This window comes from Aquabacterium olei, from assembly GCF_003100395.1.
Taxonomy (GTDB): Bacteria; Pseudomonadota; Gammaproteobacteria; order Burkholderiales; family Burkholderiaceae_C; genus Aquabacterium; species Aquabacterium olei.
In genome coordinates, this window is the sequence record NZ_CP029210.1 from 3,528,897 (window position 1) to 3,541,701 (window position 12,805).

The following is a 12,805-nucleotide window of genomic DNA, read 5'->3' on the forward strand; positions in this document are numbered from 1 at the left end:
GGTCACCGCGTGCCGGTTGCGGGGGCCGCAGGCTGCGGGGCGAGCTTGGGTGCGTAGCGCGAATCCGGCGGGATCACCACCGTGGGCGGCGGCGCGTTCGGGTCGTCCAGCGGCTGGCGCACCGACGGCATGGTCAGCTCGCTGCTGAACTTCAGCGGGTCCATCACCGGGGCCTCGCGCACCTGCAGCACGGCATTGGGCGACGGGGCCACGTCCGCCTGGCGCTGGCGCATGTAGTCATAGCGGTTGAGCGTGACCTCGTTGCTGGCGTCCTGCGAGCGCAGCACCACCGGCCGCAGGAAGACCATCAGGTTGGTCTTGCTGCGCGAGCGCGACTTGCTCTTGAACAGATTGCCCACGACCGGGATGTCGGCCAGCAGCGGCACCTGCGACTCGTCGTTGCCGTACTGGTCCTTCAGCAACCCGCCCAGGATCAGCGTCTGCCCATCGTCGACCACGACGGTGGTCTCGATCGAGCTCTTGGTCGTGGTCGGCCCCTGGGCCGAGCTGACGGATTCGACGTCCGACTTTTCCTGGAACACGGTCATGCGCACCGTGCCGCCCTCGCCCACCTGGGGCTTCACGCGCAGGGTCAGGCCCACGTCGCGGCGTTCGATCGTGGTGAAGGGGTTGACGGAGCCGGAGCTCGAGGTGGCCCCGTTGGTGTACTGACCCGTCACGAAGGGCACGTTGCGGCCCACGACGATCTTGGCCTCCTCGTTGTCCAGCGCCACCATGTTGGGCTTGGACAGGATGTTGGCGTCGGCCTTGGTTTCCAGGAAGGTGGCCAGTGCGCCGAGGTTGTAGGTGCCATCGGACATCTTGTGCAGATAGCCGACGTTGAAGCCACTGAGGCTGGCCACCGCCGAGCGCGACGCACCGGCCAGCGAGAACAGGCCCGGCACACTGCCGGCCGCCAGGCTGGTGCCCACGCCCACGATGTTGTTGGTGCCCGTTGCCGCGGCCCACTGGAAGCCCGCTTCGGCCAGCTTGTTCTCGTTGACCTCGACGATCATGGCCTCGATGTAGATCTGGGCCCGGCGTCCGTCGAGCTGGTCGATCACCGAGCGCAGCTGGCGATACAGCGCATCCGTGCCGGTGATGATGAGCGAGTTGGTGCTCGGGTCGGCCTGGATGAAGCCGCCCGTGGAGGGCTGGGCCGAGGCCGCCACCGGCGACGTCGACTGCGCAGAGCCGCCACCGGCCGCCGTGCCGCTGCCCACACCACCCAGGCCGCCTGTGCCCGTCTGCGCGGCCGTCGACACCGGGGTGCCCACCGCGCCACCGGTGCCGCCCAAGGAACCGCCGCCGCTGGTGCCGCCGCCCGCGCCCGGGAAAGCGGCGCGCAGCACCTGGGCCAGCTTCACCGCATCGGCGTTGCGCAAGTAGACGACATGGATGCCGCTGCCACCCAGGCCACTGGTGCCCGGGCGATCCAGCCGCTGAATCAGGTTGCGAACCAGCCCCATGCGGGCCGCATTGGGCGCGCGCACCATCAGCGTGTTGGTGCGTGCATCGGCCATCACCAGCGTGCTCTGGCCGCCGGCCGCCCCGGCCCCCGGCGCCCCGGTCGCGCTGTTGTCGGCCAGCTTCTGCACCACGGGCGCCAGGTCGGCCGCAATCGCGTACTGCAGCGAAATGGCCTCCATGTCGGTGGCCTGCGGCACGTCGAGCGCCGCAATCATCTGCCCGATGCGCTTGAGGTTGTCCGCGTAGTCCGTGATCACCAGCGTGTTGGAGCCGGGGTTCGCGTTGATCGTGTTGTTCGGGCTGATCAGCGGGCGCAGCACGGCCACCAGGTTGTTGGCGTTCTCGTACTGGATGCGGAAGATCTGCGTGAGCACCACATCGCCCTGCCGCTTGACGGTGCCGACGTCGACCGTGCCGGTCTGCAGCTTGGCTTCGGCCTCGGGCACCACCTTGAGCAGGCCCTGCACCTCGACCACGGCAAAGCCCTGGCCGCGCAGCGCCGCCAGGAAGTTCAGGTAGGCCTCACGCGGTGTGAGCGGCTGCTCGCTGTACAGCGTGATCGTGCCCTTCACGCGCGGGTCGACCATGATCTGCCGGTCGGTGATGGCCGCCATCGCGCGCGCGACGCCTTCGATCTCGGCGTTGACGAAGTTCAGCGTCACCGAGGGGGGCGCCTTCTGTGCGGCCCCTTGCGGCGCAGCGTGGGCCAGACCGACCGGGAGCAACCCGCCCGGGCCGAGGCCCACGGCCAGGGCGGCGATCAGCGCCGTCGCACGGGGACGGGTCAGCAGGTGGGGTTTCTTCATGCCTTATCCGATCGAAATGACAGACCGGTCGCCTTCGCGCCGACCGATGATGTTCAACAAGTTGTCGAGCGCGCCTTGCTCGGCCGGGGTGGCCCGGGCTTCACCCCGGAAACGCAGGCCACCGGCTCCGCTGCTGCCTTGACCACTCAGCTGCAGCGCGCCGTCCAGCGTGGACAGCGCCATCTGCAGCTGGCCCTGCGGGTCGGCCTGCACGTCCAGGCGGTAGGAGCCCAGCCGGGCCAGCGTCGTGACCCGTGAAGAGACGTTGTCGAGCGACACCGACGCACGCCCCTCCACCCGCAGGCGCCCACGCACCCATTGCAGGGTCAGGGCCTGCGTATCCAGGCGCAGCACGCCGCCCAGCTCCAGCGTGTTCCACGGCGTGCCCAGCCCGCTCAGCCAGGCCGCCGGCCAGTGGCCCACCGCGCCGGTGTCGCGCGGGGTGGGGGCGCCCGCGTCCTGCAGCAGCACGCGGGCCTGCGCGCCGCCCCAGCCGGGCCGGATCTGCACCAGCACCGGCACCGGCATGCAGCAATCCTGCTGCAGCTTCAACTGCAGCCCGGTGAAGGTGGGCCGCAGCGTCCATGTGAGGCGACCGGGCAGCGCACGGGCGTCGCGGCTGCCTGGCCCGCCCGTCAGCACCGCCACGGCGTCGCCCTGCCACACCGTGCCGCGCGACTCGGCCAGCAGCAGGCGGCCGTCGGTGCCACTCAGCACGGCCTGCGCGAGCCAGGGCGCGGGCGCACAGGCCACGATGCCGAGCACGGCCCCCACCACCGCGCCCCAGACGCCCCAGCGGCGCCCGGCCTTGCGCATGTTCTCCCACCGCGCCACTTCCAGCGTGGACTCGAGCCAGCGGGTCGTGAGGGCGCTCGCCCCCTTGAACCAGACGGGGCGGCGGCGACGGAAGGAGGACAGCCAGGCCATGGGGGGTTCGTCCTGCCGTCAGCGAGCGGCCGGCCCGGGCACCAGGGCCACGACGACGTTGCCGGCGTACTGGCCGGGGCGGGTCTGGTTCAGCGTGGCTTCGAGCGGGCGCACGCGGGCGCCCGCCCGGGCCTCTTCCAGCCACGTGGCCAGCGCCTCGCCCGACACGCTTTCGAGCACGAGCGTCGCGCGATCGCCCTGCACCATCAGGCGAGCCCCAGGGCCCAGTCGATCACTGGCCGCGCGCAAGGCGGCTTCGGCCTGGGCGGGCGGCACGGGCGGTCGGTTGCGCAGGGCCTGGGCCTCGTCGGCCAGCCGCCGCATCTCGTCGAGCTGCAACCCCAGCTCGCGTTGCTGCACCGGGGTCTGCTCCAGGGTGCGCCAGGCCGGGCGGATGCCGATCAGCACGAGCAGCGCAAGCGCGGCCAGCCACAGGGCGGCGGTGACCAGCCGGCGCTCGCGCACCGCCATGGTGGCCCAACGGGCCTCGATGGTCTGGCGAAGGCCCTGGAAAGAAGAAGCGTCGATCGAAGCCATCAGAATTCCGTGGTCAGGCGCGCGGCGCGCGACGCACCGTCATGCGGGCAGCGCCCGGGTCCAGGTCCAGCTGAACGCCCGCGGCACCCAGGCGTTCGCGCAGGGCCTCCAGTTCGGTGGGCCCCCATCCCGGCGGCGCCGCCAGCGTGAGGCTGCTGCCGTCGTATTGAAGCGAGGCCGCAGGCTGATCGGCCGGCCAGGCGGTCGCCACCGCGCCCATCAGGGCCTCGAGGTCGTTGTCCCCCGGCTGCCCTGCCGCGGCGCGCAGCAGCTCGGTTTCCTTCTGCATCTGCACGGGCGCGTCGAGCACCACCTGCACCTGTGGATGCGCCTGCTTGAGCAGCTGCACCATCTCGACGCGCTTGCGCTGCACGTCGCGCTGCTGATGCCAGGCCCACAGATTGAGCCCCAGCACCTGCACCACCACCAGCGCCATCAGGCCGGCGCGCACGGGTCGCCACTGTGGGCTCATCACGCGCCGCCACTGGTCGCTCAAGGCATGCAGGCCCTTGCTGCGCGGCGTCAGCTCGAACTGCAGGATGTTCCACAACGAACGCGCTGCCTGCAGCAGGTGCTCGGCCGGCGTCTGCACGATCACCGGGCGCCCCAGCCAGCGCTCGGCCGGCGAGGCCACGGCAGGCGTCGCGAACCAGCGGGCGTCGTCCGGCAGGGGATCGGGCAGCAGCGCGCGCGCCATCGAGCCCTCCACCGGCCACGTGGCCACGCCATCGGGCGATGACCAGGTCAGGGCCATCTCGCCGGGGGTTTCGGCGCCCTCCACCCAGGTCTCACGCTCCTGGAAGTAGCCCGAGGCCGGCTCGTCCGGCCACACCGCTGGCACGACCCGGTCAATGCGCACCTTGGCCTTTTCCAGCGACATCATCAACCCGGTCAGCCAGGTGTGGTCGCAGGCGGCCACCCAGGTGGGCTGCCCGGCCTTGGCCAGCGGGGCGACCGCCAGATGCAGGTCATCCGGATCGTCGAGCAGGGCCTCTTCCAGCAGGCCGGCCAGCGCAGCACGCAGCCGCCCAGCCGGCGCCTTGGGCAAGGTGACGCGGTGCCAGCTCAGGTCCTGCGCCGGCATCACGGCCACCACGGTCTCGGCGCGCGGGAGCATGGGCGCCGCGCAATGGCCATGGCGCACCACCGAAACACCGTCGTTGCTCAGCACATAGCCGAACTCGCGCGGACCCGCCGCAGCGGGAGACACATCGGCGGCCTCCTGCTCGGCCTCGGTCCGCAGGCGCGCACGGGCTGGCAATTGAATGATCAGGAGGCTCATGCGGGACTGCGTCGTGAGGGCGAAATCAAAGAAACAGATCGCACCAGCATAGGTGCTTGCACATTGTAGGAGCGCCGAAATAGCACCCCTTTACGGATTGATACGTGGATGGCAGACGGTCGTCCCACTTCCCCCGCGAGTCAAGGTCGGGTCTGCCCGGAGCCGCCGGACGGCTCCAGTCCCGAGAAGCGCGTCTGGTAGCGCACGAGCACGTCCATGCCGACGCGCTGCACCAGGTGGCGCTGCTCGATGACGTTGTCCTCCAGCCGCAGGCGACCACGTACCTCGAAGAAGTCCGAGTTCACCCGCAGCCGCGAGAAATCCATCCCCGTGGTGACGCCCAGCGCCCGCCCCACGTCGCCCGTGTCCTTGAAGGCGGCGCGCTGGCGGGCCTGCACCAGACGCTCCGCACTGGCCAGGTCCAGCCGTTCGACCACCGCGGCGATCACCTCCTTGGGCGCGGTGTTGGCGTTCACGCCGGTCGCGTCGGGCAGCACCGTCAGATACGGGCGCAGGCGTTCGACCGTGGCCGCATCCAGCCCCAGCCACACCAGCTGGTCGACCGACTGGGGCATCAGGGCCGCCTGGGCCAGGCCGCTCTCGCCACCCAGCCGTGCCAGCATGGCCGGATCGGCCGATTGCTGCGCCAGCCAGGCGCGTCGATAGCTGGCCGCCAGACCATCGCCCAGCGATGGCGGCAGCCCCAGCGTCTCGCACAAGCGGCGCAGCACGGCCGTTTCCTGCGGATCGAGTTCGCCGTTGCCATCCACGACGTTGCGCAGGTTGTAGCGCGAGGTGGCGTCCTCCACCCGGCCGGACAGGAAAGCCTCCGGGGCATCGTCGGTGTTGGCGTTGTCCACCGCCAGGAAGGTGGAGAGCCGCGCCTCCGCCAGCGGCGTGGCCCAGGCCTCACCCAGGTGATCGGCGCCACCGTTGCGGGCGTCTTCGCGCAGGATCAGCCGCGCCCAGTCCAGCGCGCCGCTGAGCACCCACATGGCCTGGGCGCGCACCCGTTCTGCGCCCTCCACCTGCACCGCCCGCCACTGCTGCCACACCATCGACGCCGCAAACGTGGCCACCAGCGTGACGATCACCATGGCCATCAGCAAGGCTGCCCCGCGCTGGGCAGGGCGCGTGGCGGGGGCGCGATGGGGACGGGTGCGCATCACGACCACTCAGTTCGGTTGCGGCGCCAGCATGACGTCGCGTTGCAGCCGGCCACTCTGCCCGCTGCCTTCTTCAAACACCATCTGCAGGCGCACGGCCTCGGGCAGCTGCTGCCGCAGCACCGTCGGCGCACTGGCGCCCTCGGCCGCCACCGGCGCCGCCGCCACATTGCCCGTGGACTGGCAGTTCGTCAGCGACCCATTGCGGAAACAGAACACCTGCCACTGCGCGACGCCGCGCAAGGCCGTCAGCGCGCCGGGCTCGGTGCCCTGCAGCTGATACGTCGTCTGCCATGCCTGCTTCAGCTCGCCCACGCGCACGGCAGGCGGGCTGGCCCAGCGCACCCAGCGCCCGCTGCGCAGCACCCAGGCCACCACCTGCACGCCCGCGGAGTGCCGGCGCGTCAACCGCATCGTGCCGCCGTCGTACTCCAGCCCGGGCACCACCTGGGTGTCGAGCACCTGGGCCATGTCGGCCTCCCACTGCACCATCACCGACTGCAGACGCAGCGTGCGGCGCAGGTTGTCGTCGGCCACGGTCCGGGCCGAGCTGATGGCGTCCAGCCCCTTCCATGCGGTGGCCGCCAGCACCGACAGAATCATCAGCGAGACCAGCACCTCTACCAACGTGAACCCCTGCGCACGCGCATGCGCCGCCGACACGGCGCCGGAGCGGGCAGAAGAGGGGCGGTGGGCAAAGGACATCGGGATCGGGCTCAGAACCGCGGCAGGATGGTTGACAGCCGCACGATGGGCTGGTTCGACTCATCGAGCACCTGCGCATCGACGCGTCGGAAGTTGAGGTTCGGTGTGGGGCGGACCACGAGGCGGCCGGGCAGCGTGCGGCCCATCTGCTGACACGCGAAGTCGCTGTCGCCGACGGGCGGGAACAGGCGTGACAGCTTCATCGCGGTCAACTGGTTCTCGGCGCACATCTGCGCGAGCGTCAGGTCCGTCATGCGCTGCGCATTGACCCCCAGGCCACCTGCCGCCTTGATGCCGGCAGACAGCGTGACGGCCACGATTGCGAGCGCCACCAGCACCTCGATCAGCGTCATGCCGCGGCTGCAAGCGGGCTCAGCGCGGCGCACCGACCGTCCCTTCATCGCGGGCCTCGCCCGTCACGACATCGAACGGCGACAGCCCGTCGCTGGCCACAACGACCTGCCTGTCCTCCAGGCGCAGCACGACGCTCTGCGGCCCGATGACAGGCTCGGGCCCCAGCACGACACTGCGCGCACCCATGACCTCGGCACGGACCTCACGGGTCTGCCACTGCAGCGGCGGCTGAAACGCCGGCGGCAATCCCAGAAACTGGTAGTCGGTGTCGGCCGCGCCGGGCTGCGGCACCCACAACACGGTGAGCGCGCCAGCCCGCGCCTGCGTGCGCGCCGACTCGAGCAGGGCCACCAGTCGCGCGGCTTCTCTGTCCAGCCGTGTGGCAGCCGGATCGGGCAGGGCCAGCGACACCACGGCCGTCGTCAGCCCGATCATCGCGATGACGACCATCAACTCCAGCAGCGTGAAACCGCGCTGCCGGCGGCCGGCCTCACTGCCAGGAACCGACGTCCGCATCACGGCCTTCGCCCCCGCTCTGGCCGTCGGCCCCGAAGCTGAAGACGTCGACCTGGCCCTTCACGCCCGGGTTCACGTACTGGTAAGGATTGCCCCACGGGTCGGTGGGCAGCTTCTCGAGATAGGGCTTCCAGTTCGGCGGAATGGGCGCGGTGGTGGGCTTGGCCACCAGGGCCTTGAGGCCTTGCTCGCCCGTCGGGTAGCGCTGGTTGTCAAGGCGATACAGCTTGAGCGACTGCATCAGATTGCCCACGTCGGTGCGCGCCGCAGTCACGCGGGCATCGTCGGCACGGTCCAGCACGTTGGGCACGATCAGCGCGGCCAGCAGACCGATGATCACCAGCACCACCATCAATTCGATCAGTGTGAAGCCACGCTGCACCCGTCGGGCTGCGGCCCGGCCGCCTTGAGAAATCCTGTGAAACTTGCTCATCTTGCTTTCCGATACACACATCACGCGTTGCGCCGCCCTGTGGCGTGTCCTGGCGTCAGCATGCCCCACGCCATGCGGGGCCCGACGCCGGATGTACCCGGGGTTGCCCCCGCAGTTTCCGGCACGTCCGCCAGGCAACACCCATCATAATGGGCCAATATGGCATCTCGTTTTTTCGCCCTCCTGACGTGGGCCGCGGTGGCGGCCAGCCTGGCCTTCTGGGGCCTGCGTTGGCTGGCGCCGCCCACCGGGGTGCCCGCCAATGCCAGCCCGGTCTCGCTCGACTCTGCCGCCCGCGGCGACCTGCGCCGCCTGCTGGCCGGGCCAGCCAAGGCGACCGAAGCCACGCCCGTCGTGAACGCCTCGGCGGAGTTGCTGGCGCGCATCAAGGTCCTCGGCGTCGTGGCGCCCCGCACACCGGGCGGCCGGGGCGTCGCCCTGGTTTCGGTGGATGGCAAGCCCCCGCGCGCGTTGCGCCAGGGTGACCGCGTCGATGGCGATCTGGTCGTCAAGGCCCTCACTCAACGCGGCGTGGACATCGGCCCGGCCCAAGGCGACGGGGTCATCACGCTCGATCTGCCGCTGCTGCCGGCGCCCGCTGCGGGCAGCCTGCCGCCCGTGAGCGGCTTCTCGCGCGAAGGCGCACGCCCCGCCAACCCCATCGATGGTCCGCCCGCCGCACGCGGCACCCTGGCCTCGCCCGAGCAACAGATGCAGGGCAACGCCATGCCGCCGCCGCCCGTGCCGGCCAATCCGCCCCCCGCTCAGCGGGGTCAACCGGGTGCCGACTCCGCGGTGTGAGCGCGGCCTCCGGCCCGACTCAGCGCAAAAAGAGGCGGTAGACGGGGTTGCGCGTTTCGTCGACGTATGGATAGCCGAGGCGGCGCAGCAGGGCATCGATGCGCGACACCTCGGCCTTCGGCACCTGCAATCCCACCAGGATGCGACCGTAGTCGGCGCCCTGGTTGCGGTAATGGAACAGGCTGATGTTCCAGCCCGGTGGCAGGCTGGTCAGAAAGCCCATGAGCGCGCCCGGGCGCTCCGGGAACACGAAGCTGTACAGCCGCTCGCCTTCGGCCAGCGATGAACGCCCACCCACCATGTGGCGGATGTGGGTCTTGGCCAGTTCGTCGTGGGTGAGGTCGACCGTGGCGAAGCCCTCGCCCTCGAAGGCCTTGGCGATCTTCTTCGACTCGCCCTTCTCGCGCGTGGTCAGTCCGACGAACACGTGCGCCTGCTTCTCGTCCGAGATCCGGTAGTTGAACTCCGTCACGCTGCGCGGGCCGATGGTCTCACAGAACCGCTTGAACGAGCCACGCTCCTCCGGGATGGTGACGGCCAGCAGCGCCTCGCGCTCCTCGCCCACCTCGGCGCGCTCGGCCACGAAGCGCAGCCGGTCGAAGTTCATGTTGGCGCCACAGTTGATGGCGATGTAGGTCTTGCCCTGACTGCCATGGCGCGCCGCGTACTGCTTCACCGCCGCCACGCCCAACGCGCCCGCCGGCTCGACAATGGAGCGCGTGTCCTGGTAGATGTCCTTGATCGCCGCGCACACCGAATCGGTGTTGACGACGATGTAGTCGTCCACATAGAGGCTCGCCAGGCGCATCGTCTCTTCGCCCACCAGCTTCACCGCCGTGCCATCCGAGAACAGGCCAACGTCGGGCAGGGTCACCCGCTCACCGGCCTTCACCGAACGCACCATGGCATCCGAATCACTGGTCTGCACGCCGATCACCTTGATCTCCGGGCGAACCGCCTTGATGTAGGCCGCCACACCGGCGATCAGCCCCCCGCCGCCAATGGCCACGAACACGGCATCGATCGGGCCGGCATGCTGACGCAGGATCTCCATGGCCACCGTCCCCTGGCCGGCGATCACGTCGGGATCGTCAAAGGGATGGACGAAGGTCATGCCCTTCTTCTTCTCGAGCTGCTTGGCGTGCAGGGCTGCATCGGAGTAGCTTTCGCCGTGCAGCACGATCTGCACGTTGTCGCCGCCGAAATGCCGCACCGCGTCGATCTTCACCTGCGGCGTGGTGACCGGCATCACGATGGTGGCCTGACAGCCCAGGCGCCGCGCGCCGAGGGCCACGCCCTGCGCGTGGTTGCCGGCCGACGCGCAGATCACGCCCTTGGCCAGCGCCTTGGCCGGCAACTGGGCCATCTTGTTGTAGGCCCCGCGCAGCTTGAAGCTGAACACCGGCTGCTTGTCTTCGCGCTTGAGGTAGACGTGGTGCCCCAGGCGACGGGAGAGCTCCCGGGCGGGCTCCAGCGGCGTCTCGACCGCCACGTCGTAGACCTTGCTGGTCAACACCTTGCGAAGGTAGTCCTGCAACCCCAGCGGGCCGGACGGCGCGGCGGGCGATGCGGCCTTGCGAGCCGACGTGGCGGCGACCGTCGAACGGCGGGGGGAAGAGGCGGCTGGACGCGCGGCAGGCATCAGAACACTCCGAAAAAGCTCAGTCCCGGGGCGGGAAACCCCACAGTCTACCCGGGCGTCATCGGCCACCGCGGGCGGGCGGGCCATGAAAAAAGCCCGTGGCATGCCACGGGCTCTTGCGTGCACCGCCCGGGGACCGGGCGAGCAGCGGATCACTTCTTGCGCAGGCGGCGAATGGCAGCCAGCTGGGCGACCAGCTCGGCCAGTTCGCTCTGGGCGCGGGCCAGGTCCAGCTCGCCCTTGGCAGACTGGATGGCTTCCTCGGCCAGACGCTTGGCTTCCAGCGCCTTCGCTTCGTCCAGGTCCTTGCCGCGGATGGCGGTGTCGGCCAGAACGGTCACGCAGTGCGGCTGCACTTCCAGGATGCCGCCGGCCACGAAGACGAACTCTTCCTGACCGTTGTCGGCACGCTGGATGCGCACGGCGCCCGGCTTGATGCGGGTGATCAGCGGGGTGTGGCGCGGCAGGATGCCCAGTTCGCCCGATTCACCCGGCAGGGACACCAGCGTGGCCTCGCCCGCGAAGATCGACTCTTCTGCCGAAACGACGTCAACGTGAATGGTGGACATATCGAGCTTTCAAAAAAAGGTTAACGAGCTTGCAGCGCCCAACGGTTTGCACACGACAAGACGCTGCAAGAAGCAAGCGATTGGTCCTCGATCAAGGCGCCGCGCACAGCCGGACTCAGAGTCCGGCGCGCACGGCAACGCCGAGTGAGGGCCAAGCGCGCCGCTTATTGCATCGTCTTGGCCTTTTCGAAGGCTTCGTCGATCGTGCCCACCATGTAGAAGGCCTGTTCCGGCAGGCTGTCGCACTCGCCGTTGACGATCATCTTGAAGCCGCGGATGGTTTCCTTCAGCGGCACGTACTTGCCAGGCGCGCCCGTGAACACTTCGGCCACGTGGAACGGCTGCGACAGGAAACGCTGGATCTTACGGGCGCGGGCGACAAGCAGCTTGTCTTCCGGAGCCAGTTCGTCCATGCCCAGAATGGCGATGATGTCGCGCAGTTCCTTGTAGCGCTGCAGCGTGTTCTGCACGGCGCGGGCCACGGTGTAGTGCTCTTCGCCGACCACGTGCGGGTCCAGCTGACGCGAGGTCGAGTCGAGCGGATCCACAGCGGGGTAGATACCCAGCGAAGCGATGTCACGCGACAGCACCACGGTGGAGTCCAGGTGGGCGAAGGTCGTGGCAGGCGACGGGTCGGTCAGGTCGTCCGCAGGGACGTACACGGCCTGGATCGAGGTGATCGAGCCAACCTTGGTCGAGGTGATGCGCTCTTGCAGACGGCCCATTTCTTCGGCCAGGGTGGGCTGGTAACCCACGGCGGAAGGCATACGGCCCAGCAGCGCGGACACTTCGGTACCGGCCAGGGTGTAACGGTAGATGTTGTCCACGAAGAACAGCACATCACGGCCTTCGTCACGGAAGGACTCGGCCATCGTCAGGCCGGTCAGGGCCACGCGCAGACGGTTGCCCGGCGGCTCGTTCATCTGACCGTACACCATGGCCACTTTCGATTCGGCCAGGTTGTCCTGCTTCACGACGCCCGCGTCGGACATTTCGTGATAGAAGTCGTTGCCCTCACGGGTACGCTCGCCCACACCAGCGAACACCGACAGACCCGAGTGAGCCTTGGCGATGTTGTTGATGAGTTCCATCATGTTCACGGTCTTGCCCACACCGGCGCCACCGAACAGACCCACCTTGCCGCCCTTGGCGAACGGGCAGACCAGGTCGATCACCTTGATGCCGGTTTCCAGCAGCTCGGTCGACGGCGACAGTTCGTCGTAGGCCGGGGCCTTGCGGTGGATGGAGGCCGTCTTGGCCTGGTCAACCGGACCGCGCTCGTCGATCGGGTTGCCCAGCACGTCCATGATGCGGCCCAGCGTGGCGGGACCGACGGGCACGGTGATCGGGGCGTTGGTGTTGAAGACCACCATGCCGCGACGCAGACCGTCAGACGAACCCAGCGCGATGGTACGCACCACGCCGTCGCCCAGAAGCTGTTGCACTTCCAGGGTCAGGACGGAGCCGTCCATCTTCAGGGCGTCGTACACCTTGGGCATCTGGTTACGCGGAAACTCCACGTCCACCACGGCGCCGATGCACTGAACGATCTTGCCCACTGCTTGCGTGTCAGCCATTTTTCGTTCCTTCAATTCAA

At 69.2% G+C, this 12,805-nt stretch carries 13 protein-coding genes; 1 reads left to right on the forward strand and 12 read right to left on the reverse strand.

Going from position 1 to position 12,805, the window contains the following annotated elements:
* Positions 1 to 2 precede the first annotated feature (2 nt).
* The 9 genes from gspD to gspG all read right to left on the reverse strand — a co-directional run bounded on the left by gspD (position 3) and on the right by gspG (position 8,196).
* Positions 3 to 2,276 (reverse strand): type II secretion system secretin GspD, encoded by a 2,274-nt coding sequence (gene gspD / locus DEH84_RS15860; RefSeq protein ID WP_218929734.1) that lies wholly within the window; start codon positions 2,274 to 2,276, stop codon positions 3 to 5.
* 3 nt (positions 2,277 to 2,279) lie between these two features.
* A complete protein-coding gene (gene gspN / locus DEH84_RS15865) occupies positions 2,280 to 3,203 on the reverse strand; it encodes a type II secretion system protein N (protein ID WP_245932616.1) in 924 nt (307 codons plus the stop codon).
* A gap of 18 nt (positions 3,204 to 3,221) precedes the next feature.
* Entirely contained in the window at positions 3,222 to 3,740 is a 519-nt protein-coding gene (gspM, locus tag DEH84_RS15870; protein ID WP_109037721.1) for a type II secretion system protein GspM, read from the reverse strand.
* Between the two features lie 13 nt (positions 3,741 to 3,753).
* Positions 3,754 to 5,022 (reverse strand): type II secretion system protein GspL, encoded by a 1,269-nt coding sequence (gene gspL / locus DEH84_RS15875; protein ID WP_109037722.1) that lies wholly within the window; start codon positions 5,020 to 5,022, stop codon positions 3,754 to 3,756.
* 140 nt (positions 5,023 to 5,162) lie between these two features.
* On the reverse strand, positions 5,163 to 6,188 hold the full coding sequence (gene gspK, locus DEH84_RS15880; RefSeq protein ID WP_109038447.1) for a type II secretion system minor pseudopilin GspK: 1,026 nt from the start codon (positions 6,186 to 6,188) through the stop codon (positions 5,163 to 5,165).
* Between the two features lie 9 nt (positions 6,189 to 6,197).
* Positions 6,198 to 6,893, reverse strand: coding sequence for a PulJ/GspJ family protein (locus tag DEH84_RS15885; RefSeq protein WP_109037724.1), 696 nt, complete (start codon positions 6,891 to 6,893; stop codon positions 6,198 to 6,200).
* An 11-nt stretch (positions 6,894 to 6,904) separates the two neighbouring features.
* Positions 6,905 to 7,246: a type II secretion system minor pseudopilin GspI gene (gene gspI / locus DEH84_RS15890; protein ID WP_109037725.1), complete on the reverse strand. Its 342-nt coding sequence runs from the start codon at positions 7,244 to 7,246 to the stop codon at positions 6,905 to 6,907.
* Between the two features lie 19 nt (positions 7,247 to 7,265).
* Complete coding sequence (locus DEH84_RS15895; RefSeq protein WP_109037727.1) at positions 7,266 to 7,763, reverse strand: prepilin-type N-terminal cleavage/methylation domain-containing protein; 498 nt, start codon at positions 7,761 to 7,763, stop codon at positions 7,266 to 7,268.
* The gene (gene gspG, locus DEH84_RS15900; RefSeq protein WP_159099000.1) at positions 7,738 to 8,196 is read right to left on the reverse strand and encodes a type II secretion system major pseudopilin GspG; all 459 of its coding nucleotides are present in this window, start codon (positions 8,194 to 8,196) and stop codon (positions 7,738 to 7,740) included. Before gspG ends, DEH84_RS15895 begins: the two co-directional genes overlap by 26 nt.
* Before the next feature lie 159 nt (positions 8,197 to 8,355).
* Here gspG and DEH84_RS15905 point away from each other — a divergent pair, with 159 nt between their 5' ends.
* Positions 8,356 to 8,997, forward strand: a complete 642-nt coding sequence (locus DEH84_RS15905) for a hypothetical protein (RefSeq protein WP_109037730.1) — start codon at positions 8,356 to 8,358, stop codon at positions 8,995 to 8,997.
* 19 nt (positions 8,998 to 9,016) lie between these two features.
* Here the strand turns inward: DEH84_RS15905 and ilvA are convergent, their stop codons facing one another.
* The 3 genes from ilvA to atpD all read right to left on the reverse strand — a co-directional run bounded on the left by ilvA (position 9,017) and on the right by atpD (position 12,785).
* Positions 9,017 to 10,639 carry a threonine ammonia-lyase, biosynthetic gene (ilvA, locus tag DEH84_RS15910; RefSeq protein WP_109037732.1) on the reverse strand — a complete coding sequence of 541 codons (1,623 nt, stop codon included), beginning with the start codon at positions 10,637 to 10,639 and terminating at the stop codon, positions 9,017 to 9,019.
* 152 nt (positions 10,640 to 10,791) lie between these two features.
* Positions 10,792 to 11,208 carry a F0F1 ATP synthase subunit epsilon gene (locus DEH84_RS15915; RefSeq protein ID WP_109037734.1) on the reverse strand — a complete coding sequence of 139 codons (417 nt, stop codon included), beginning with the start codon at positions 11,206 to 11,208 and terminating at the stop codon, positions 10,792 to 10,794.
* Positions 11,209 to 11,372: 164 nt separating this feature from the next.
* Complete coding sequence (gene atpD / locus DEH84_RS15920; RefSeq protein WP_109037736.1) at positions 11,373 to 12,785, reverse strand: F0F1 ATP synthase subunit beta; 1,413 nt, start codon at positions 12,783 to 12,785, stop codon at positions 11,373 to 11,375.
* Positions 12,786 to 12,805 lie beyond the last annotated feature (20 nt).

Coding starts and splice junctions, on each gene's coding strand:
- gspD (WP_218929734.1), bottom strand. CDS start 2,276: ATGAAGAAACCCCACCTGCTGACCCGTCCCCGTGCGACGGCGCTGATC.
- gspN (WP_245932616.1), bottom strand. CDS start 3,203: ATGGCCTGGCTGTCCTCCTTCCGTCGCCGCCGCCCCGTCTGGTTCAAG.
- gspM (WP_109037721.1), bottom strand. CDS start 3,740: ATGGCTTCGATCGACGCTTCTTCTTTCCAGGGCCTTCGCCAGACCATC.
- gspL (WP_109037722.1), bottom strand. CDS start 5,022: ATGAGCCTCCTGATCATTCAATTGCCAGCCCGTGCGCGCCTGCGGACC.
- gspK (WP_109038447.1), bottom strand. CDS start 6,188: ATGCGCACCCGTCCCCATCGCGCCCCCGCCACGCGCCCTGCCCAGCGC.
- DEH84_RS15885 (WP_109037724.1), bottom strand. CDS start 6,893: ATGTCCTTTGCCCACCGCCCCTCTTCTGCCCGCTCCGGCGCCGTGTCG.
- gspI (WP_109037725.1), bottom strand. CDS start 7,246: ATGACGCTGATCGAGGTGCTGGTGGCGCTCGCAATCGTGGCCGTCACG.
- DEH84_RS15895 (WP_109037727.1), bottom strand. CDS start 7,763: ATGCGGACGTCGGTTCCTGGCAGTGAGGCCGGCCGCCGGCAGCGCGGT.
- gspG (WP_159099000.1), bottom strand. CDS start 8,196: ATGAGCAAGTTTCACAGGATTTCTCAAGGCGGCCGGGCCGCAGCCCGA.
- DEH84_RS15905 (WP_109037730.1), top strand. CDS start 8,356: ATGGCATCTCGTTTTTTCGCCCTCCTGACGTGGGCCGCGGTGGCGGCC.
- ilvA (WP_109037732.1), bottom strand. CDS start 10,639: ATGCCTGCCGCGCGTCCAGCCGCCTCTTCCCCCCGCCGTTCGACGGTC.
- DEH84_RS15915 (WP_109037734.1), bottom strand. CDS start 11,208: ATGTCCACCATTCACGTTGACGTCGTTTCGGCAGAAGAGTCGATCTTC.
- atpD (WP_109037736.1), bottom strand. CDS start 12,785: ATGGCTGACACGCAAGCAGTGGGCAAGATCGTTCAGTGCATCGGCGCC.